Raw genomic sequence first — 21,179 nt, forward strand, 5'->3', positions numbered from 1 at the left:
GCAGCGACTTGCGCGACAGCGCGAACGGGCCGCTCGACAGGTGCGGAAGGAGAGTGCGCATCGACGGCCTGATCAGACCGTTGTGGCCACTTCCAACATATAGCGCATCGGGGGCCTTGCGGCAAGGCCGGGGTCATGCCGCAGAATCTCCAGCCGAAGCCAGGACCTGCGGAAATCGCCGGTCAGCCAACTACGCGAGCGGTTGTCGGACAGTGCGTCTCGCGGGTTGTGAATGGTCACCGAATTGCGCTGCGCAACTGGTTGACCCGCAGCTTGAGGAATTGGGGTTCTCATGACTGACGTGATCATTGCCGGCGGTGGGCCGACGGGCCTGATGCTGGCCAGCGAGTTGCGGCTGCACGGCGTGCAGCCGCTCGTGTTGGAGAAGGAGACCGCGCCAGCCAGGTACGTCCGTGCGCTCGGCCTGCACGCGCGCAGCGTGGAGGTGATGGACCAGCGCGGTCTGCTGGAGCGGTTCCTCGCGCTGGGCCAGCAGTATCCGGTCGGTGGCTTCTTCGCCGGCATCGCCAAGCGCTCACCGGAGCGGCTGGACACCGCGCATCCGTACGTCCTCGGCATCCCGCAGACCGTCACCGACCGACTGCTGAACGAGCACGCCATCGAGGTCGGCGTCGAGATCCGACGCGGCTGCGAGCTGGTCGGGCTCGGTCAGGACGACGGCGGCGTGACCGTCGAGTTGGCCGACGGCACGACGCTGCGCTCGCGCTACCTCGTCGGCTGCGACGGCGGCCGCAGCACGGTGCGCAGGCTGCTCGGCGTCGGCTTCCCCGGCGAGCCCACCCGGGTCGAGACGCTGCTGGGCGAGATGGAGGTGACCATGCCGCCGGAGACGCTGGCCGCCGTGGTGGCCGAGGTCCGCACGACCCAGCTCCGGTTCGGCGCCGGGCCGGTCGGGGATGGGATGTACCGGGTCGTCGTACCCGCCGAGGGGGTGGCCGAGGACCGTACGGTCCCGCCTACTCTGGACGAGTTCAAACAGCAGCTGCGGGCGTACGCCGGCACCGACTTCGGCGTGCACTCACCACGCTGGCTCTCCCGCTTCGGCGACGCCACCCGGCTTGCCGAGCGCTATCGCAGCGGCCGGGTGCTGCTGGCCGGCGACGCGGCGCACATCCACCCGCCAACCGGCGGTCAGGGCCTCAACCTCGGCATCCAGGACGCGTTCAACCTCGGCTGGAAACTGGCCGCCGAGGTCAACGGCTGGGCCCCGGAGGGGCTGCTGGACAGCTACCACACCGAACGGCATCCGGTCGCCGCCGACGTGCTGGAGAACACCCGCGCGCAGATGGAGCTGCTGTCGCCGGAGCCAGGACCCCAGTCGGTACGCCGGCTGATATCGGAGCTGATGAACTTCGAGGACGTGAACCGGTACCTGACCGAGAAGATCACCGCGATCGGGGTCCGCTACGACTTCGGTGCGGGCCACGAGCTGCTCGGCCGGCGGCTGCGGGACATACGGCTGAAGCGGGCGCGTCTCTACGAGCTGACCCGGGGCGGCCGGGGCCTGCTGCTCGACCAGACCGGCCGGCTCTCGGTCACCGGCTGGGCGGACCGGGTCGACCATGTCGTCGACGTCAGCGAGGAACTGGAGGTGCCCGCGGTGCTGCTGCGGCCGGACGGCCACGTGGCGTGGGTCGGTGATGACCAGCAGGATCTGATCGGTCACCTGCCCAGGTGGTTCGGCGCCGCCCGCAGCTGAGGGCAGCCGTCGGTCGGTTCGGCCGTCGGTCGCCATCCGGTTGACGGGTCGGATTGGATGGGCTCATGGACGTCACCAGGGACGGGCGGAGCTGGCGGATCGGCACCGCCAGCGACGTCTCCTGGCTCGCCGGCCAGACCACGCTCGGGCTCTCGATCACCACGGCGATCCCGCCGGTGTTCGACGCCTACGCCACCTGCCATCCGCCCGACGCCGTCAGCCTCGCGGCCCACGAGCGCGCCATGGTCGGCGAACTCGTCGAGCACACCGCTGACCAGCCCTGGTGGCTGGGCTATCTCGACACCGGCGCCCACGACATCGTCTTCCCCGACGCCCCGAGGCTGTCCCTCTACTGGGACTGGTCCTACGTGCTGGTCGAAGCCGGGCCCGACCAGGCCCTCAGTTGGCGTGCCGGTCACATGGGCGGCGAGGCAGGAGCACTGCCCGATCTGTTCTTCCCGGCAGACCGCTCCTGGCTCGTCTCCGCCCTCTGGGACGACACCTGGACCGATATCGGCGGCACCACCGCCCTGATCGCCGCACTGCACCGCAATCCGCTGGTCAACGCCCGGCCCGTGGGGCCGGACGAAGACGCTCTACCGCCCGGACTGACCCGCGACTGACGACGACGGCTCCCGGCTGCTGCGCAGGCTCCAGACGATCGACACGGTGATGGTGCCGACGATGACGCCGAGGGTCACCGGGATGGGGAGCTTGCCGACCGGGGTTTCGGAGAGGATGAGCTTGACGCCGGCGAAGGCGAGCAGGACGGCCAGGCCGTAGTGCAGGTGTATGAAGCGGCGGAGCAGCCCGGCGAGGCAGAAGTAGAGGCTGCGCAGGCCGAGGATGGCGAACGCGTTCGCGGTCCAGACGATGAACGTGCTGGTGGTGATGGCCAGGACCGCGGCGACGGAGTCGATGGCGAAGATCAGGTCGGTCGCCTCGACGGCGACGAGGACGACGAACAGCAGGGTGGCGACCCGTTTGCCGCGGACGCGGGTGAAGAACCGGTCGCCGTGATAGTTGGCGTCGGTGGGGATGACCCGGCGCACCAGCCGGACGACGGGGTTGCGGTCGGGCGGGGTCTGCGCGCCGTGCCGGAAGGCCATCTGGTAACCGGTGTAGATCAGGAACGCGCCGAACAGGTACGCGGTCCAGAAGAAGGTCTCCAGTAGTCCGACGCCGACGAAGATGAATACCAGCCGGAACACCAGTGCGCCGATGACGCCCCAGAACAGCACCTTGTGCTGCAGGGCGGCGGGGACGGCGAAGTAGCTGAAGATGAGCGCGAAGACGAAGACGTTGTCGACCGACAGCGCCTTTTCGATCAGGTAGCCGGCGTAGTAGGTGGCGGCGACGTCGCCGCCCTGCCAGGCCCAGAGGAGCACGCCGAACAGCAGGCCGGCGGCGATCCAGATGCCGGACCAGATCGCGGCCTCGCGGAAGCCGATGACGTGGTTGTCGCGGTGCAGGAACAGGTCGACGGCCAGCATCGCCGCGATCGCCAGCAGCAGCGCGGCCCAGACCCACCAGGAGACAGCCACAACAGCACCCTTTCGACCAGCCGAACCCGGTGCGGGGTTGGCATTGCTGGTCGAAGGTCTCCCCGGGCCACCGCGACCGGTGGCTGCCCCACCGGGATCCCGGATCGGCCAGGTTCCGTACTGACGGCGGCGCGTGACGCTCTGGGTACTCCCCCTCGAACTGCGTAAGAGTATTCACGAAGTGCACTTCGCTCGTCAAGTGGTTGCGTCATGGTCCCGGCGGCGCGCCGCCCTCACCGGTTCGCGCGCTCGATGCCCCGACGGACCAGGCCACGGATACCCGGAAGCGTGATCGCCCGGATGCTCAGGTCGCTCAGCCACACGTGCAGTTGGCTGGGGGGCGCGTACTGGAGCATCCCTCGACGCGCGAGCGCCTGCCGTTTGACGGCCTCCGGGCGTAGTGCCGACTCCCACTCGGTCAGTGCCGCCGGGATGTCGTCGTTGTGCCGCTGCAGGGCGGCGCCGAGTTGGTCGGCTCCGGCGAGCGCGAGCGCCGCGCCGTGTCCGGCGCCACTCTCTCAGCTCGACCGCGCGTGAGGCAGTCACCATTCGGAGGCATCCAGGTCTATGCTCCGCCCGACGCTGGTCTACGGGCAGGAGTTGAGATGCGCCTCGACATGGTCACGGTCGCCGCTTCGCCGCGAGTGCTCACCGCGCGCTGACCTGGTGAACCGCCGGGTTCGTCCCGGCGGTGCGGTGCTCCTCGCCGCGGAGCGGTCCTACGACGACCGTTTCCCTCCTGGCTCGAGGAGCTATTTTGCGTGCCCTTGTATCCGCGCGTCTTGGCGCGGACTTCGCCAAACTGTGGACGGCTTCGGCCGTGTCCAACGTCGGTGACGGTGTCACCATGGCGGCCGGTCCGCTGTTGGTCGCCTCCATCAGTCGTGACCCGGCCCTGGTCGCCGGAGCCGCCTTCGTCCAGCAGTTGCCGTGGCTGCTGTTCGCCCTGTTCAGTGGCGCCTACGTCGACCGGCTCGACCGGCGTCGTCTGGTGGTGGCGGTCAACCTTGCCCGTGCCGTCGCCCTGGCCGGGCTGGCCGGCACCATCGCCACCGGGACCGTCACGGTGGCCGTCATCTACGCGGTGGTCTTCCTGCTCGGTACCGGGGAGACACTCGCGGACACCGCGATGGGCGCCATGCTGCCGTCGGTTGTCGCGCCCGACAGACTGCCGAACGCCAACGCCCGGCTGTACGCGAGCTTCACCATCGGCAACCAGTTCGTGGCCAAACCGCTGGGCGCCTGGTTGTTCGTCATCTCGGCCGCCGCGCCGTTCGGTCTCAACGCCCTCACCTTCGCCGTCGCTGCGGCACTGCTGGCGGGAATCCGGCCGACATCGGCCCCGGAACCCCGGCCCCGCACGTCGTTGCGCGGCGACATCGCCGAGGGCGTCCGGTGGCTGTGGCGGCACCACCTGCTACGAACCCTGGCCGTGAGCATGGGCCTGGCCAACGTCGCCTTCTGCGCCGCGTTCGCGGTGTTCGTGCTCTACTGCCAGCAGCGGCTCGGTCTGTCCGCCGTCGGCTACGGCTTCCTGCTGACCGCCTTCGCGGCTGGCGGACTGGTCGGTACGGCGATCGCGGCCCGGCTCACCCGAGCCGTCGGCAACCCCGTGGTGCTGCGGACCGGCCTGGTGATCGAGGTCGCCACGCATCTGGTGCTGGCGGTCACGACGACGCCCTGGGTCGCGGCGGCGGCCCTGATCGTCTTCAGTGTCCACGGCATGGTGTGGGGTGTCACCGTCGCATCGCTACGCCAGCGGCTGGTGCCGTCCCACCTGCTCGGCCGGGTGGGCAGCACGTACGCGCTGCTCGACCTGGGCGGAGCCGCGCTCGGCTCCCTCCTCGGTGGCCTGCTCGCGAGTACCTGGGCCATCACGACGCCGTTCTGGATCGCCGCCGCGATGATGGCGGTCGTTGCCGTCTGTGCCTGGCGGCCGTTGGTTCGAGCAGCCGTCTAACGTCCACGAGGAGACCCGGCTGCCGGGATGTCGTGCATCTCTGGGAGCCGGGTCCACCGTCGGTGGGGGCGAAAGCGGCGCTGACGATCGCGACTCCTCGAATTGGAATCCTTCGGCGTAGCATCGGTCTGTTCTTCCCTGGGCGGTGCGGAGGAGACCACATGGACGATGTGACCCTCCGGGCCCTGCGCCTGCTCGAGGAGGCGCAGTCCGGTCGTGCGGCCCAGGTGTTGGCGACCGCCGAGTCGGCGCTTCGCGAACCCACCGGAGAGATCCGTGGTGGTCCGGCGGCGATGCACTTCGCCCGCGTGGTGGCCCTGACCCGGCTGGGTGACCTGCGCGCCGCGATCGACGCCACCGATCTGATGCTGGCCGCCGCCGAGCGCGAGGGCAGCGTCGGCTGGCGCTCCTGCGCGCTGTCGCTGCGGGCCACCCGGCGGCTGCGCCTCGGCGACCAGGACATCGCCGAGTACGACATCGAGGCGGTGCTACGAGATCTGACCAGCGCGGAGACCGCCCTGCTGCCGGACGAGCCCGATCCGGTGATCGCGGGGAACGCACACACCGGCATCGCGATCGGGTATGCCCAGCTACGCCTCTACGAGTTGGCCGCGCCCCAGTTCCAGGCCGCGTACGAGGCGACCTGTCGGGCGTCGTACCCGGACAACGGCAACCGGGCGATGTGGCTGTGCAATCTGGCGGAGCTCAACCTCCTGTGGGCGTTGGAGCTGTACCAGGTCGGGCAGGTGGCCGAGGCGGAGAAGCACACCACGGCGGCCGAGGAGTACGCGGTGCGGGCGGTCGCGGAGGCCTCCGGGCCCAAGGCCGAGGTGTGGCGGCTCTCGGCGTTGCTGTACGCGGCGTGCGCCCGTGCCGACCGCCAGGACCCGGCCGGTGCCGCGGCCGACATCCCCAGGTACGTCACGCGACTACAGGCCCACGGCATGGAGCAGCGGCAGCAGGAGTTGCTGCTGTGCCGGCCGTTCCACGCCGTCGCGCTCAGTCGTTCGGGGCGGCCGGACGAGGCGCTGCGCGTCATCGAGGACGCGGTCACCCACCTGTCGCCCGACAGCGACTGGCTGGTCTCGGCGGCGTTGCACCGCACGCACGCGGTGCTGCTGGCGAACAACGGGTCGAGCGACGCCTTGCCGGGCCTCACCTACGGTGACGCCCTCGCGGAGCTGTTGTGGCGCCAGCGGCACCGCTGGCTGCATGCCGCGGTGACCATGCAGTCGTACGACGTCCTGCGGTGGCAGCACGAGCAGGCCGAGCAGGCGGCGCAGGTCGACCCGCTCACCGGGGTGGCGAATCGCCGAGGTCTCGACAACTTCCTGCGGAACCTGACCGCTCCCGCCACCTCCAGTGACGGCGAGTCGGTCGCGGTGCTGATCGTCGACCTGGACCAGTTCAAGCACATCAACGACTCCCTGGGGCACGCCACCGGAGACGACGTGCTGCGGGCGGTCGCGCAGGTGCTCACGACCAACGTACGAAAGGGCGACTTCGTGGCCCGGCTGGGTGGCGACGAGTTCGTCGCCATCCTTCCGGGCGCCGATTCCGTGGCCGCCGAGCAGGTCGCCCAGCGGACGGTGACCGCCGTCGCCGACATGCCGGCGTGGCGGGTGCAGGTCAGTGTCGGGGTGGCCAGCGGTTCCGTGTACGCACTCGGGGAGACGCTCGCCCACGCCGACGGCGCGATGTACGCCGCGAAGCGGGCGGGCGGGAACCGGACGAGCTGCCGTCACCCCACACCGTGATCTGAGCGAGCGCAGCGGCACCGACACTTCACCGACACAGGTGTACTCGATGATGCGCGTCGGGCACGATCGGCGGGTGGACATCGAGCCGGTCGACGCCGCGCCCGCGCGGGCATTCAGGCGATCGATCCTCCGGCAGCGCTGGGAGGATCTGGCCTTTCTGCACTGGCCGGTGGCGCCGGAGACGGTCATGCCGCTGCTGCCCGCCGGGACCCGCCCGGACACCCTCGACGGGGTGACCTACGTCGGGCTGATCGGCTTCCGGATGGTCGGGCTGGGCCTGGGCCCCGGGCCGGCGGTGCCGTACTTCGGCAGCTTCTGGGAGACCAACGTCCGGTTGTACTCGGTCGACGGCACCGGCCGTCGCGCCGTGGTGTTCCGCTCGCTCGACGCGTCCCGGCTGGTACCAGTGCTGGTCGCCCGGGTGACCCTGCGGCTGCCCTACATGTGGTCGGCGATGCGGCTGCAGCGCGACGGCGACCGCCTCGCCTACCGCTGTCGGCGGCGCTGGCCGGGCCGCGACGGCGCGACGAGTCGGATGGAGATCCGGGTGGGTGAGCCGATCGTCGCGCCGACGCCGCTGGAACACTTCGTCACGGCCCGGTGGGGACTGCACACCCGGGCGTACGGGCACACTCTGCACCTGCCGAACTGGCATCCCCGTTGGCTGCTGCACCGGGCCGAACTGCGGTATCTGGACGATGAACTGATCACCGCCGCCGGGCTGCCGCCGCCGGTGGGCGCGCCGGCCAGCGTGCTCTACTCTCCCGGCGTCCCGGTCCGGTTCGGCCGGCCGGTCAGCCTGCGCTGACCGGCCGGCCGCCGTGTCACCTCAGAGGTAGTTGAACAACGGTGGGAAGACCAGGACCACGATCCAGGCCCATCCGGCGTACACCGGTAGGTAGCCGGTCTGCCAGCGTTCGAGCGCCGCGAAGGGGGCGCGCCGACGGACGAAGCCCAGCATCAGCCACGCCGACCAGGCGAGGTTGGCCAGCAGGATGACGTTCTCGCCGAGCGCTGCTGCCTTGTTCGGGGTGGTGCCGTACTCGGTGATGCGCTCGGTGATCTCCCGGAGTACCAGCACATCGATGACGAGGGCGCTGACCACCAGGGCCAGTTGCAGCGTGTCGAACAGGCCGGGCGGGACCAGCGGGTCGCGGGCCGAGATCGAGTAGAGCAGCAGTCCCAGCACCACGACCAGCAGCAGGTCGAAGAGGATCAGCGCTTCCCGCTCGACGTTGATGCCGGTGCTTGTCCAGGTGAGGGCGACGAGGAAGGCCAGCAGCGCGGCGGTGAACAGGGGGGTGAACAGTCGCGTGAGCACCGGGGCGATGTTCTCCACCACGCTCTGCTTGGCCTCGACGAGCCAGCCGGCCACCACCACCGCGGCCACCACGCCACACGGGACGAGCCACTGCGAGACGAAGCCCTCCGACTCGATCCCGATCGCCTCGAAGGTCCCGATCGTGAACGCGATCAGCACACCGCCACCGAGGGCGATGAGGACGAAGTAGACGAAGCATTCGCCGGTGAAGCGGATGAAGTCCATGCGTCTGCGTGACGAGCGCAGGTCGTCGGCCACGTAGGCCAGCCCGACCACGAACCACAGGGCGATGGGCAGATGGATGCTGGTCAGCACCAGCGACTGGGAGTCGTCCGCGAGCGGGTAGACGTTGGCCGCCACGGCGCCGAGCGCGAAGAGCGCCACCAGCACTCCGATCAGTGCCGGTCTGGCCTGACGACGCCAGGCCAGAAAGGCCGCCAGCCAGGGGAGTGCGAACAGGGCGAAGTTGGGCCCGTAGAACGCGGCGTCCTGCTCCAGCGTCATCCCGAACAGCTCCGGCACCTTGATCGACACTGCCGCGCCGGCGGCACATGTGATCATCGCGAGCAGGTCCCGACGCGATCGGTTGTCCGTCGCAGGGTCGTCGGCCCCGCCGGTCAGCACCAACTGCTTCCACAGCCGGTCCGAATGCTCCCGGGCGAACTCGCGAGACAGGTCGTCCAGACCGCCGAGGCGTTTGACGGCCACCAGGAACGCCTCGTCGGCGCGCAGGCCGGCGGCGACGAGTTCGTCGACGGAACCCCGCAGATGGTCCTCGAGCTCCTCGGTGTCGGACCGCTGGAGCTCCGGGCGGCGCTGCACGTACTGACGCCACTGGGCGAACTGGGCCTCCAGCCCGTCGTGGCTGTCCGCCGCGGTCATGCCGGATCCGCCAGCGGGATCGCCGACCGCCGGACGTCGCCGGGGCCGACCCAGATCTCCCTGAGCGCGTTCACCACCGTGTCCCACTGGCGGCGCTGCTCGGCGAGCTCCGCCAGACCGCTGGTGGTGATGCGGTAGTACTTGCGGCGCCGCTCTCCGGGGACCGTCTGCCAACTCGACTCGACGTGTCCGAGGCGCTCGAGTCGGTGCAACAGCGGGTAGAGCAGCCCCTCCGTCCAGTCCAGCTCACCGGCGGACAGCTCGTTGATGCGCTTGAGGATGGCGTAGCCGTAGCTCTCCCCGTCGGCCAGAATGCCCAACACCATCGGTGTGGCCGAGGCGGCCACGAGATCCTTGGTGACCTTCATGAGATTCTCCCACCACGAATACCTAGAACTATGAGGCATAGTAGTTCTAGGTATTGGCGCACCGCAAGAGACCGGCGCTCGTCGCCGACTCGATGGCGGCGAGCGCCGCGATCACCGAGTCGGCCGAGGCCGGGGTGGGGGATCAGGGTTGAGGTGTCGGAGGGTGGCCGAAGCTACGCTCAGCGGCTGCCGCGAGCGCCCGGGCGGGCACGGGCGGAGAAGGATGCCGCGGATCGGGCCGGCACGGATCGCGTCGAGGCGGTCGGCGAGGGCTTGCCGCCGCGTCGCCCCCGGCTCCCGGTCGAGGGGGACACCTCGTGCCGGGTCGTGCTGGGCTGCGGCGTCGTCGGCGGCTGCGGAACCAGCGCCCGTTCCCCGGGGGCGAGTTTGTGCAGCAGAGCGTCGCCCGGCCGCAGCCGGGTGGTGGTCGCGGCGATGCCCGCCTTGCGGGTCAGTTCGCGTACCTCGGGGGCCTGTGTGTCGGTCATCAGCGTGACGACGGTCCCGGCAGCGCCGGCCCGGGCGGTACGGCCCGAGCGGTGCAGGTAGGCCTTGTGCTCCACCGGCGGGTCGGCGTGCACGACGAGAGCCACGTCGTCGATGTGGATGCCCCGGGCGGCGATGTCGGTGGCGACGAGCGTGCGCACCTCGCCCTCGGAGAACGCCTTGAGGTTCCGGGCGCGGGCGGCCTGGGCCAGGTTGCCGTGCAGTTCCACGGCGGTCACCCCGGCCGCCACCAGCCGGCGGGTGAGTGTCTTCGCGCCCCGCTTGGTGCGGGTGAACACCACGGTCCGGCCCGGCGCGGCGGTCAGGTCGACCAGCACTGCGAACCGGTCCTCGGCCTGCACGTGCAGCACGTGGTGCGTCATCTTGGCGACCGGCGACAGCGTCGAGTCGACGCTGTGCACGACCGGGTCGGTGAGGAACCGCCGCACGAGGACGTCGACGCCGGAGTCGAGGGTGGCGGAGAAGAGCAGGCGCTGCCCGCCGCGCGGGGTCTGGTCCAGCAGCCGCCGGACGGTCGGCAGGAAACCGAGATCGGCCATGTGGTCGGCCTCGTCGAGCACGGTGATCTCGACGGCGTCCAGGTGGGCGTGGCCGGCGTCGACGTGGTCGGCGAGTCGTCCGGGGCAGGCCACCAGCACGTCGACACCGGCGCGCAGCCGGGTGATCTGGGGGCGGGCGCCGACACCGCCGAAGACGGTCATCGTGGTCAGCGACAGCGCCTTCGCCAGCGGGGCCATCACGCTGTCGATCTGGGTGGCCAGTTCCCGGGTGGGCGCGAGGATCAGCGCCCGGGGGCGCCCGGCCCGTCGGGTGGTGGTGCTGGCGGCCAGGCGGGTCAGCACCGCCAGCACGAAGGCGTAGGTCTTGCCGGAACCGGTGCGGCCCCGGCCGAGCACGTCTCGCCCGGCGAGCGCGTCAGGCAGCGTGGCGGCCTGGATCGGGAACGGCCGGTCCACCCCGGTGGAGGCCAGGACGCGGGTGAGCGCGTCGGGCACACCGAGGTCGGCGAAGGACGGGGAACTGGCTGGGGTGGTCTGTTGCGGGCGGCGTGCCGCCATGAAGGCTCCGAACGTCGAAGAAGCGCCCCGCCCGGCGCTGACCGTTTCGGCCGCGGCGCGTGGTCTGGGACATCGAACCCGGCCCGCCATCAGGGGGCCGCGCCGCAAGTCTACCTGAACCCGCCGCCTGCCGACGGCCGGTGAGCGCCGCGTCCCTCGGTGCCGGTCAGGACGGCGCCACGACCCGCCACCGGCTCTGTCCGCCCATCCACGCGCTGGCCAGGATCTCCGCCGACTTCCGCCCGGGACACGGGTGGATCTTCGACCGGCCGGCTCCGCCGCCGGCCCTGGCCTCGACTTCCCACAACTCACCGTCAGTGCGGATGTACACATCGCGACGGCCACGTACAGTGTGGTCGCCGTTCCACCAGTGGCGCTCGATTCTCACCCTCCGACCGTATAACACCAGGTGCGAGAGGGAAACGTGGGCGATCTTGGGGATCTTCGCAGATGTAGCGCGACACCGGGTGCGGGATCGTCATCTCAGCGTTTTGAGCACGGCTGCGGTGACCCGTTTGGCCTGGTCACCCGGGCTGCAGCGGATCACCGGGCCGCGGCCGGTTGCAAGAAGGTCTCAAGCCGGTACGGACCCCTCGGGGCGGATGGCCGTACGGCTCACCGGTAGTGACCTGAGCAACGGCCACGCGTCGGCGCACCGCGATTTGGAGGTTTCCCACAGTTTTCGTTGTCCGAAGGTGGCAGTTCCCACGTCTTCCCTACCGGCCGGTAGGGAAGAAGGTTGTGTGAGCGGGGCCCCGCCCGAGGGCGTCCGGTGCCTGGGAACCAACCTCTGGAGGGGCTGCTCGGTGTTCAGCCGCATCGCCATCGTCAACCGAGGTGAGGCCGCCATGCGGCTGATCCACGCTGTTCGCGAACTCAACGCCGAGACCAGTGCCCCACCGATCGAGACCATCGCGCTCTACACCGACGCGGAGCGCGGTGCCACCTTCGTCCGGGAGGCGGACCACAGCTACTGCCTCGGTCCCGCGTCCGCGCGGCCGTACCTGGACCACCGGGTCCTCGAACGGGCGCTCCTCGAGACCGGCGCGGACGCGGCCTGGGTGGGCTGGGGGTTCGTGGCCGAGGACCCGGCCTTCGCCGAACTCTGTGAGAAGAACGGCGTGACCTTCATCGGCCCGAGCGCCGAGGCGATGCGCAAACTCGGCGACAAGATCGGTGCGAAGCTGATCGCCGAGGAGGTCGGCGTCCCGGTGGCGCCGTGGAGCCGTGGCGCGGTGCGGAGCCTGGCCGAGGCCCAGCGGGCGGCGGCCGAGATCGGTTACCCGCTGATGCTCAAGGCGACCGCGGGCGGTGGCGGCCGGGGCATCCGGGTCGTCCGCAGCGACACCGAACTCGCCGAGGCGTACGACCGCACCAGCCTGGAGGCCGAGCGTGCCTTCGGCAGCGGGGTGGTCTTCCTGGAACGCCTGGTCACCGGTGCGCGGCACGTCGAGGTGCAGGTGATCGCCGACGGTCAGGGCACCGCGTGGGCGCTGGGAGTACGGGACTGCTCGGTGCAGCGGCGCAACCAGAAGGTCATCGAGGAGTCCGCCTCGCCCGTGCTCTCCCCGGAGCAGACCCGCGAGTTGAAGGCGGCGGCCGAGCGGCTGGCGCTGGCCGTGGAGTACTGCGGCGCGGGCACCGTGGAGTTCCTGTACCACCCCGGTGAGCGGCTGTTCGCCTTTCTTGAGGTCAACACCCGGCTGCAGGTCGAGCACCCGATCACCGAGGCCACCACCGACTTCGACCTGGTCAAGGCCCAGCTCCAGGTGGCCGCCGGAGGCCGCCTCGGTGACCGGATCCCGTCCGAGGCCGGGCACGCCGTCGAGGCGCGGCTCAACGCCGAGGACCCGGACCGCGACTTCGCGCCCTCGCCCGGCCGGATCGTCCGCCTGGTGCTGCCCAGCGGCCCGGGAGTCCGGGTGGACACCGGGGTCAGCGAGGGCGACGTCATCCCGGCCGACTTCGACTCGATGATCGCCAAGATCATCGCTTACGGTCGCAGCCGCGAGGAGGCGCTCGGCCGGCTGCGTCGCGCGGTCGCCGAGACCACCGTGATCATCCAGGGCGGCGCCAGCAACAAGAGCTTCCTGCTCGACCTGCTCGACCAGCCCGAGGTGATCGACGCCAGCGCCGACACCGGCTGGATCGACCGGGTCCGGGCGCAGGGCCGCCTGGTCTCCACCAGACACTCCGGCATCGCGCTGGCCGCCGCCGCGATCGAGGCGTACGAGGACGAGGCGCACGTCGAGCGGCAGCGCCTGCTCTCCACCGCGCACGGCGGCCGTCCGCAGGTCCAGCACGTCAGCGGCCGGCCGATCGACCTCAAGCTGCGCGGCGCGACCTACCGGGTGAGCGTCGCGCAGACCGGGCCGCACCGCTTCCGCGTCGGCATCGGCGAGGCCGCCGCCGTCGACGCCGAGCTGGAACGGTTCGACGAGCACAGCGGGCGGATCCTGGTCAACGGCCGCCGTTTCCGGCTCGTCACCGACACCCACGGGCCGATCCACCTGGTCGAGGTGGACGGCGTGACGCACCGCGTCAGCCGCGACGAGGGCGGCGTACTGCGTTCCATGTCGCCCGCGCTGGTCGTCGCCACCCCGGTGGCGGCGGGCGACGAGGTCGAGCCGGGTGCGCCGGTGCTCGTGCTGGAGAGCATGAAGATGGAGACCGTGCTGCGCGCGCCGTTCAAGGCGAAGGTGCGCGAGTGCCTGGTCTCCGTCGGCAGCCAGGTGGAGACCGGTGCGCCGCTGCTGCGCCTGGAACCGATCGGCGACGACGTCGCGGGCGAGGCCACCGAGTCGGCGGCCGTCGACCTGGAGTTGCCGCCCGAGCCGACCGGCCGCTCCGCCGGGGACCGGGTCGCGCGCGGCATCACCGACCTGCGCAGCCTGCTGCTCGGCTACGACCTGGATCCCCGCGACGAGCGCCGGGCCCTGTCCACCTACCTGGCCGCCCGGGCCGAACTGCTCCACCGCCCGCTCGAGCAGGAGGTGGAGCTGCTGCAGGTCTTCGCGGACCTGTCCGAGCTCAGCCGCAACCGGCCGGCCGGTGAGGAGGGTCGGGCGGACACCCGGGTACACAGCCCGCGCGAGTACTTCCACACCTACCTGCAATGCCTCGACGTCGATCGGGCCGCGCTGCCGGACACCTTCCGCCACCGGTTGGCCCGGGTACTCGCCCACTACGGCGTCGACGACTTCGAGCGCACTGCGGAGCTGGAAGACGCCGTGTTCCGGATCTTCCTCGCGCAGCAGCGGGCCTCGGCCGACGTCAAGGTGATCGTGACGTTCCTGCAGCGCTGGCTGACCGAGCCGCCGCCCAGCGAGGGGCTGCGCGAGCCGGTCGGTCAGGCGCTGGAGCACCTGATCTTCGCCACCCAGCTCCGTTTCCCGGTGGTCGGCGACCTGGCCCGCAGCGTCGTGTTCCGGTGGGCCGCCCAGCCGATGCTGCGCCGCAAGCGCGCCGAGGTGTACGCGGAGGTCCGCAGCAACCTCCGCTATCTCGACCGCAACCCCGACGTGGCCGACCGCGCCGACCGGATCGCGAAGATGGTCGCCTCACCGGAGCCACTGGTGCGGTTGCTCGCCCAGCGCATCGGCCGGACCGGCGCCGACCACGGCCCGATGCTGGAGGTGCTCAGCCGGCGTTACTACGGCAACCGCGGCGCGAGCGACGCCAGAGCGGTCGAGGTGGCGGGGCAGTCGTTCTTCACCGCGGAGTACGACCGCGACGGCGAACACTTCCGTCTGGTCGCGGCGGCCACCGACTTCGCCGAACTGCCCGCGACCCTGGCGAAGGTGGCCGGGCTGGTCACTGCGGAATCCGTGGCCGACGTGTACCTGACCTGGACCGACCAGCCCGACGTGAACGCGATGGCCGCGACCCTGCGGGACATCCTCGACCAGGCCGGCCTGCTGGACGTGCTGGCCCGGGTGACGATCTCGGTGGCCGGACGCAACGGCGCCGAGATGCACCACCACTTCACCTTCCGGCCGGAGCTGGGCGAGGACCGGGTCATCCGGGGACTGCATCCGCTGATCGCCCAGCGCCTGCAACTGCCCCGACTGCGCAACTTCGACCTGACCCGGCTGCCGTCGGCCGACGAGGAGGTCTACCTCTTCCACTGTGTCGCCCCGGGCAATCCGGCCGACGAGCGGCTGGCGGCGATGGCCCAGGTCCGCGACCTCACCCCGCTGCGCGACACCGATGGCCGGATCCTCGCGCTGCCCGCGGTAGAGGGCGCGCTGGACGCCTGCCTCGACGCGATCCGTAAGGTCCAGTCGCGTCGGCCGGCGAAGAAGCGGTTCGACACCAACCGGATCACCATCTTCGTCTGGCCACCCAACGACCTGAGCATCGAGGACCTGAACACCGTCGCCCAGCGCGTGCTGCCGATCACGGCCGGCGCGGGCCTGGAGGAGGTGCTGTTCCTCGGTCGTCAACGAGACGTGACCACCGGCGAGCTGACCGACATCGCGGTGCAGATCTCCTACGACGAGGGTATGCGGGTGTCGGTGACCGAGCCGACGGCCGAGCTGATCCAACCGTTGGACGACTACCGGCAGAAGGTGCTCGCCGCGCGTCGGCGCGGTACGACGTACCCGTACGAGCTGACCGAGATGCTGGCCGGCCGGCGGGGCAGCTTCACCGAGCACGACCTGGACGACGCCGGCGAGCTGACCCCGGTGCAGCGGCCGAGGGGGCGTAACCGGGCCGGCATCGTCGCCGGTGTGGTCAGCACGCCGACCGAGCGCTATCCCGAAGGGGTCACCCGGGTGGTGCTGCTCGGCGACCCGACGAAGGCGCTAGGCGCGCTGGCCGAGGCGGAGTGCGCACGGGTGATCGCCGCGCTCGACCTGGCCGAGCGGATGCGGGTACCCCTGGACTGGTTCGCCCTGTCGGCCGGGGCGCGGATCTCGATGAGTTCGGGCACCGAGAATATGGACTGGGTGGCTGCCGCACTCAAGCGGATCGTCGAGTTCACCCAGGCCGGCGGTGAGATCAACATCGTGGTCGCCGGGATCACCGTGGGTGCCCAGCCGTACTGGAACGCCGAAGCCACGATGCTCATGCACACCAAGGGCATCCTGGTGATGACCCCGGAGTCGGCGATGGTGCTGACCGGCAAGCAGTCGCTGGACTTCTCCGGCGGGGTGTCGGCCGAGGACAACTTCGGCATCGGCGGCTACGACCGGGTGATGGGCCCCAACGGTCAGGCCCAGTACTGGGCCCCGGACCTGCGCGCCGCCCACCAGGTGCTGATGGCGCACCACGAGCACACCTACATCGCGCCGGGGGAGACCGGGCCGCGCCGGGCGGTCACCGCCGACCCGGTCGACCGCGACATCTCCGACTACCCGCACGCGGTGCCGGACAGCGACTTCACCACCGTCGGCGAGATCTTCTCCCGGGAGCGCAACCCCGACCGGAAGAAGGCCTTCGACATCCGTACGCTGATGCGCGCCCTGGCCGACCAGGACCACGCCGTCCTGGAACGCTGGGCCGGCATGGCCGACGCCGAGACCGCCGTCGTGCAGGACGTACACCTCGGGGGCATCCCCGTATGCCTGCTCGGCATCGAGTCCCGGTCGGTGCCGCGACGCGGTTTCCCGCCCACCGACGGTCCGGACACCTACACCGCGGGCACGCTGTTCCCCCGATCGTCGAAGAAGGCGGCGCGGGCGATCAACGCGGCCAGCGGAAACCGGCCGCTGGTGGTGCTGGCGAACCTGTCCGGCTTCGACGGTTCACCGGAGTCGATGCGCCAGTTGCAGTTGGAGTACGGCGCCGAGATCGGCCGGGCGATCGTGAACTTCACCGGACCGATCGTCTTCTGCGTGATCTCGCGGTATCACGGCGGCGCGTTCGTGGTCTTCTCCAAGGCGCTCAACCCGAACATGACGGTCCTCGCCGTGGAGGGCTCGTTCGCGTCCGTCATCGGTGGGGCACCCGCGGCGGCGGTGGTGTTCGCCGGCGACGTCAACGCGCGTACCGCCAAGGATCCGCGCGTGCTCGACCTGGAGGCGCGGGTCGCGGCGGCCGCCGACGGGCAGCGGGCGGCGCTGGTCACGCAGCTGATGGAGGTGCGGGCCGCGGTCCGGACGGAGAAGTTGGGCGAGGTGGCCACCGAGTTCGACGGCGTGCACAGCATCCAGCGCGCGGTCGAGGTCGGCTCGGTGGACGCCATCATCCGCCCGCAGGAGCTGCGTCCACAGCTCATCGCCGCCGTCGAGCGTGGCCTTGAGCGGGCGGTCTCGCCGTCCTGAGTGGTGGGCACGCCGTCGGCGGGACGCGGTCCTGCCGGCGGCGTGCCACGATGAGCCGTGCCCGAGGACCGGAACCCGCCGATCACCTTCGAAACGAGCTGCACCGTCGCGGCCCCACCTGAGGCGGTGTACCAGCATCTGACCGATCCGCGCAGCTACATCGGATTGTCGCCCTTGATCGTGGCGGTCGACGACGTGCGGACCGGCCACGACGCCGAGGGGCGCGGGGTCACCGACTACGTCGCCGTCGAACGGTTCCGGCTGGTCGGGCCGTTGCGGTGGGACAACCGCATCCGGGTACGCATGGTCTCGACGCCACCACACGGCCCGCTGGTCAGCGAGGTGCGCAGCCCGGGTTGGGTGACCCTGCGCGCGGTGGTCGAGCTGACCCCGATGCCGGAGGGCACCCGGGTCGACGAACGGGTCACCGCCCACGCACCGGCACCCCTGCGGCGTTTCGTGGCCGGTCAGGCCCGCCAGGTCGCGGCGTACCGGGCGGCCGAGCTGACCCGTCGCATGGCGGCGTAGCCGCATCCGGCCCCACCGTCGACGCCCCCGAACCTGAAGGGTACCGGGGGCGGCTTGTCACCAGGCCCAGACCGTCGGTTCAGCGAACTCGTAGCTGTCGGCGGTGAGGTGCGGCGTGGCAGCGGTGAGCAACGGCTGGTCCGCACTGTCGAGGACCCGCACCCCGGCGATCGTGCGACTGTCGACCTCGAAGAACCCGATCCCGCCGGTGAGCGGTCCGTCGGTCACCGTAGACCCCCGCGCGTCGATCAGCTCGGCGCGCGTCGCCGACTCCGGCCCGGCCACCAGCACACCGGCAGTCTGGCCCGCCAACGGCACGGCGACAAGGTCGGCGCTACCGATACCGGTGCGGTCAAAGGTCAGAACCGCTGACTCCGGTCCGGCAAGCGCGCGGGCGTCGGCCTTGAGTAGTGCGGCGCAGCCACCATCGGCCGAGCAGGACCTCACCAGGACGGCTGCCGGCGCGTCGGCAACCCTGGCGGGCAACCGACCGGTCCAGAGCACCTGGGGCGTCGAGCCGGTGAGTCCGTCGCCGTAGAGCATGTCGCGCAGTTCGCGGACGGCGGAAACGCTGAGGTCGGGCCGTGTAGCCGAGGCGATCGGCAGGTTCGTCCGTAGGGCGATCCGGGCCGGACCCGCGTACCGCACGATCCCGTCGCAGGTGAACTGCCACCGTCCGCCCGGCATACCCGCCTGCACCACGAAACCGTCGTTGGGCTCCAGCTGCCAGGATCTGACGACGGATCCGTCCGGCTGGAGCCGACCGTCGTTCGAGGTCTCCACGCGGCAACCGGCCGGTGCCAGACCGACCGCGAGACCGTCGGGCTGGTCCCCGTCAACCCGGGAGTACCGTCCGAAAAAGAGGTACGGAGTCAACTCCTGCGGTTCGTCCGGCGTCCCGGTCTGGCCGAGCAACTCCGGCACGGAAGCACCCTCCGGGCCGGTGCTCTGGCGAATCAGTGCGTGCGAGTCGTCCAGGTAGGCCACCACCACCACGCGGGCACCTGGGGCGTCGTGGGCGAACAGTACCCGCACGTCGCCCAACGACGGATCGACAAGGAGTTCGGCGCGGGCGGCCCGGTACTCCCGTTCGATGGTGGCGATAAGCGCCGTGTCGCCGGCCAGGTTGCCGCGGGTGGGCGAGTCGAGCAGCCGCCGCACCATCGGATCGTCGATCGGACTCGCCGGCTGGTACGCCGCCGTGGCCAGCGTGGGCTCGTCGGTCCTCAGCAGGCCCAGCACACCCACAGGCGGTATGGTCACCGCGGCCAGCACCAGGGCGGCCACACCCGTTGCCGCAGTCTGTCGCCGCCGGCGTCGCCGCACGCGACGTAGCAACCGCTGGTACGGGTCGGGTTGCGGCACCACCGGTTCGGCGAGCCGGGCCAGCGCCTGCCTGATCTCATCGGCCATCGCTCGGGTCTCTCCTTCTCGACGCGTCCGGCACCTCGGCCAGCGATCGTTCTCCGACGTCCCGTGACGGTGCCTGTCGTTCCGGCGTCATCGGGCGGAGCGGTGCTGCCGGCAGTGCCGCCCGTAGCCGGGCGAGTGCCCGCGAGGACTGACTCTTCACCGTGCCGACCGAGCATCCGAGTGCGTCGGCGACCTGGGCCTCGGAGAGGTCCTCCCAGTAACGCAGCACCAGTACCGCGCGCATCCGGGGCGGCAGGCGATGCAGCGCGGCGAGCACCTCGTCGCGGGCCACGACATCGTCGGCCAGGTCCCGGCCCGGCTCGGCCGGAGACCGCCAGGAACCGGTGACACCGGCGAGGAGCTCCCGGGAACCGAACCGTCGCCACAGCCTGGTCCGCTCGTTCACCATGATCCGGCGGACGTACGCCATCGGTTCGTCCATTTGCCGCCACCGGCCCATCGCCCGCATCAGCGCGATCTGCACCAGATCCTCGGCCGCGTGCCGGGACCCGGTGAGCAGGTACGCGGTCCGGATCAGGTCCGCGTACCGGACCTCGACGAACTCGCGGAAGCCGTCATCGGTCACCTGCGCCCTCCAGCCCCGCCTGGGCATCGTTCATGACAGGAAGACCCCGGACCGTCAGGAAAGGTTGTGCGGTGACGGCGAGGAGTGGGATTTTGCACTTGCAGTGTATCTTGTTTCGGTGCCCCGACTCCGCCTAGCGTCACAGCATGCCTGCTTCCTGGAGCTTCGCCGTGGCCCGTGACGAGCTGAGCCGCACCACGCTCGTGGCGGGCGACACCCCCGAGTTGTCCGAAGGCGAGGCGCTGCTGCGGGTGGACCGCGTCGGCCTCACCGCCAACAACGTCACCTATGCCGTCCTCGGTGAGGCGATGCGGTACTGGGAGTTCTTCCCGCCCGGCGTACGCGGGCTGGAGGCGCAGTGGGGGCTTCCGCCGCTGTGGGGCTTCGCCGAGGTCGTCGCGTCGACGGTCGCGCAGGTCGAGGCGGGGCAGCGGGTCTACGGCTACCTCCCGTCGGCGGGGCACCTGGTGGTGCGGCCGGAACGGATCGACGCCGCCGGCTTCCGGGACGCGAGCGAGCACCGGGTCGGGCTGCCCTCGCCGTACAACGTCTACCGGTCGACCACCGGCGATCCGGCGTACCGGGCCGACCAGGAGGATCTGCTGATCCTGTTCCGGCCGCTGTTCTTCACCTCGTTCATGCTGGCCGACCAGGTCGTCGACAACGACTTCCACGGCGCGGCGTCGCTGGTGTTCTCGTCGGCGTCCAGCAAGACCGCGTACGCCGCGGCGTTCGAACTGCACGGCCGGGGTCCACGCCTGGTCGGGCTCACCTCGAGCGCCAACCTCGCGTTCACCCGCTCGCTCGGTTGCTACGACGACGTGCTGGCGTACGACGAGATCGGCGCCCTCGACCAGGTGCCGACCGCGTACCTCGACCTGTCCGGGGCCCCCGCGACCCGGGCCGCCCTGCGGCGGCACCTGGGCGACCGACTGGTACGGGACATCGCGGTCGGACTCACCAGTCAGATCCCGAACGCCGACGCCGCCGAGGAGGTGTTCTTCGCCCCGGTGCAGCTGCGAAAGCGTCGCCTGGACTGGGGTCGTGCGGGCCTCGACCAGCGGTTCGCCGACGCCTGGCGGCGGTTCGCCGAGGTGGCGGACGGTTGGCTCGACGTCCAGGTCGGTGCCGGACCGGCCGCCCTGAAACACGCCTGGCGTGAGGTCCTCGCCGGCCGTACGCCGCCCCGCCGGGGGCACGTCGTCCAGTTGTGAGCGCAGGATTAGCTACCCCGGCCGCATGGAGGATTGTGAGTCCGTTACC

General features: G+C 70.8%; 15 protein-coding genes. 8 read left to right on the forward strand and 7 right to left on the reverse strand.

Annotation, left to right across the window (positions count from 1 at the left end; genetic code table 11):
- The first annotated feature begins 292 nt into the window (after positions 1-292).
- The gene (gene rox / locus BMY89_RS02800; protein WP_092374280.1) at positions 293-1,720 is read left to right on the forward strand and encodes a rifampin monooxygenase; all 1,428 of its coding nucleotides are present in this window, start codon (positions 293-295) and stop codon (positions 1,718-1,720) included.
- A gap of 65 nt (positions 1,721-1,785) precedes the next feature.
- On the forward strand, positions 1,786-2,343 hold the full coding sequence (locus BMY89_RS30235; RefSeq protein WP_175510267.1) for a hypothetical protein: 558 nt from the start codon (positions 1,786-1,788) through the stop codon (positions 2,341-2,343).
- On the opposite strand, the gene BMY89_RS02810 is transcribed toward BMY89_RS30235, so the two are convergent.
- Together BMY89_RS02810 and BMY89_RS31260 are read right to left on the reverse strand one after the other, a co-directional pair.
- Positions 2,317-3,264 (reverse strand): TerC family protein, encoded by a 948-nt coding sequence (locus BMY89_RS02810; RefSeq protein WP_092374283.1) that lies wholly within the window; start codon positions 3,262-3,264, stop codon positions 2,317-2,319. The genes BMY89_RS30235 and BMY89_RS02810 overlap by 27 nt on opposite strands.
- A gap of 233 nt (positions 3,265-3,497) precedes the next feature.
- The gene (locus BMY89_RS31260; protein WP_269766838.1) at positions 3,498-3,620 is read right to left on the reverse strand and encodes a hypothetical protein; all 123 of its coding nucleotides are present in this window, start codon (positions 3,618-3,620) and stop codon (positions 3,498-3,500) included.
- Between the two features lie 401 nt (positions 3,621-4,021).
- On the opposite strand from BMY89_RS31260, the gene BMY89_RS02820 reads away from it, so the two are divergent.
- The 3 genes from BMY89_RS02820 to BMY89_RS02830 all read left to right on the forward strand — a co-directional run bounded on the left by BMY89_RS02820 (position 4,022) and on the right by BMY89_RS02830 (position 7,792).
- Positions 4,022-5,224: an MFS transporter gene (locus tag BMY89_RS02820; RefSeq protein ID WP_092374286.1), complete on the forward strand. Its 1,203-nt coding sequence runs from the start codon at positions 4,022-4,024 to the stop codon at positions 5,222-5,224.
- A gap of 161 nt (positions 5,225-5,385) precedes the next feature.
- Positions 5,386-6,981, forward strand: coding sequence for a GGDEF domain-containing protein (locus BMY89_RS02825; RefSeq protein ID WP_092374289.1), 1,596 nt, complete (start codon positions 5,386-5,388; stop codon positions 6,979-6,981).
- Between the two features lie 76 nt (positions 6,982-7,057).
- Positions 7,058-7,792, forward strand: coding sequence for a YqjF family protein (locus BMY89_RS02830; protein WP_092375460.1), 735 nt, complete (start codon positions 7,058-7,060; stop codon positions 7,790-7,792).
- A gap of 21 nt (positions 7,793-7,813) precedes the next feature.
- Here BMY89_RS02830 and BMY89_RS02835 read toward each other — a convergent pair whose 3' ends face one another.
- The 3 genes from BMY89_RS02835 to BMY89_RS02845 all read right to left on the reverse strand — a co-directional run bounded on the left by BMY89_RS02835 (position 7,814) and on the right by BMY89_RS02845 (position 11,120).
- Positions 7,814-9,187 carry a permease prefix domain 1-containing protein gene (locus tag BMY89_RS02835; protein WP_092374292.1) on the reverse strand — a complete coding sequence of 458 codons (1,374 nt, stop codon included), beginning with the start codon at positions 9,185-9,187 and terminating at the stop codon, positions 7,814-7,816.
- Positions 9,184-9,555, reverse strand: a complete 372-nt coding sequence (locus BMY89_RS02840) for a PadR family transcriptional regulator (protein WP_092374295.1) — start codon at positions 9,553-9,555, stop codon at positions 9,184-9,186. The genes BMY89_RS02835 and BMY89_RS02840 overlap by 4 nt, the downstream gene beginning before the upstream one ends.
- Before the next feature lie 179 nt (positions 9,556-9,734).
- Positions 9,735-11,120 carry a DEAD/DEAH box helicase gene (locus BMY89_RS02845; protein WP_092374298.1) on the reverse strand — a complete coding sequence of 462 codons (1,386 nt, stop codon included), beginning with the start codon at positions 11,118-11,120 and terminating at the stop codon, positions 9,735-9,737.
- An 806-nt stretch (positions 11,121-11,926) separates the two neighbouring features.
- Between BMY89_RS02845 and BMY89_RS02855 the strand changes: the two genes are divergently transcribed.
- Positions 11,927-17,389: an ATP-binding protein gene (locus BMY89_RS02855; RefSeq protein ID WP_092374304.1), complete on the forward strand. Its 5,463-nt coding sequence runs from the start codon at positions 11,927-11,929 to the stop codon at positions 17,387-17,389.
- A gap of 57 nt (positions 17,390-17,446) precedes the next feature.
- Positions 17,447-17,917, forward strand: a complete 471-nt coding sequence (locus BMY89_RS02860) for an SRPBCC family protein (RefSeq protein WP_092374307.1) — start codon at positions 17,447-17,449, stop codon at positions 17,915-17,917.
- 57 nt (positions 17,918-17,974) lie between these two features.
- Here BMY89_RS02860 and BMY89_RS02865 read toward each other — a convergent pair whose 3' ends face one another.
- Positions 17,975-19,330 (reverse strand): hypothetical protein, encoded by a 1,356-nt coding sequence (locus tag BMY89_RS02865; RefSeq protein ID WP_092374310.1) that lies wholly within the window; start codon positions 19,328-19,330, stop codon positions 17,975-17,977.
- Positions 19,320-19,916 carry a SigE family RNA polymerase sigma factor gene (locus tag BMY89_RS02870; protein ID WP_307818742.1) on the reverse strand — a complete coding sequence of 199 codons (597 nt, stop codon included), beginning with the start codon at positions 19,914-19,916 and terminating at the stop codon, positions 19,320-19,322. The genes BMY89_RS02865 and BMY89_RS02870 overlap by 11 nt, the downstream gene beginning before the upstream one ends.
- 146 nt (positions 19,917-20,062) lie before the next feature.
- Between BMY89_RS02870 and BMY89_RS02875 the strand changes: the two genes are divergently transcribed.
- On the forward strand, positions 20,063-21,130 hold the full coding sequence (locus tag BMY89_RS02875; RefSeq protein ID WP_092374316.1) for a DUF2855 family protein: 1,068 nt from the start codon (positions 20,063-20,065) through the stop codon (positions 21,128-21,130).
- Positions 21,131-21,179: the final 49 nt, after the last annotated feature.

The sequence above is a fragment of the Micromonospora phaseoli genome, assembly GCF_900109115.1.
Taxonomy (GTDB): Bacteria; Actinomycetota; Actinomycetes; order Mycobacteriales; family Micromonosporaceae; genus Micromonospora; species Micromonospora phaseoli.

What these genes read in the sequence shown, in the direction of transcription:
- BMY89_RS02875 (WP_092374316.1), top strand. Translation starts at nt 20,063, where the DNA reads ATGCCTGCTTCCTGGAGCTTCGCCGTGGCCCGTGACGAGCTGAGCCGC.
- BMY89_RS02865 (WP_092374310.1), bottom strand. Translation starts at nt 19,330, where the DNA reads ATGGCCGATGAGATCAGGCAGGCGCTGGCCCGGCTCGCCGAACCGGTG.
- BMY89_RS02835 (WP_092374292.1), bottom strand. Translation starts at nt 9,187, where the DNA reads ATGACCGCGGCGGACAGCCACGACGGGCTGGAGGCCCAGTTCGCCCAG.
- rox (WP_092374280.1), top strand. Translation starts at nt 293, where the DNA reads ATGACTGACGTGATCATTGCCGGCGGTGGGCCGACGGGCCTGATGCTG.
- BMY89_RS31260 (WP_269766838.1), bottom strand. Translation starts at nt 3,620, where the DNA reads ATGCTCCAGTACGCGCCCCCCAGCCAACTGCACGTGTGGCTGAGCGAC.
- BMY89_RS30235 (WP_175510267.1), top strand. Translation starts at nt 1,786, where the DNA reads ATGGACGTCACCAGGGACGGGCGGAGCTGGCGGATCGGCACCGCCAGC.
- BMY89_RS02825 (WP_092374289.1), top strand. Translation starts at nt 5,386, where the DNA reads ATGGACGATGTGACCCTCCGGGCCCTGCGCCTGCTCGAGGAGGCGCAG.
- BMY89_RS02845 (WP_092374298.1), bottom strand. Translation starts at nt 11,120, where the DNA reads ATGGCGGCACGCCGCCCGCAACAGACCACCCCAGCCAGTTCCCCGTCC.
- BMY89_RS02840 (WP_092374295.1), bottom strand. Translation starts at nt 9,555, where the DNA reads ATGAAGGTCACCAAGGATCTCGTGGCCGCCTCGGCCACACCGATGGTG.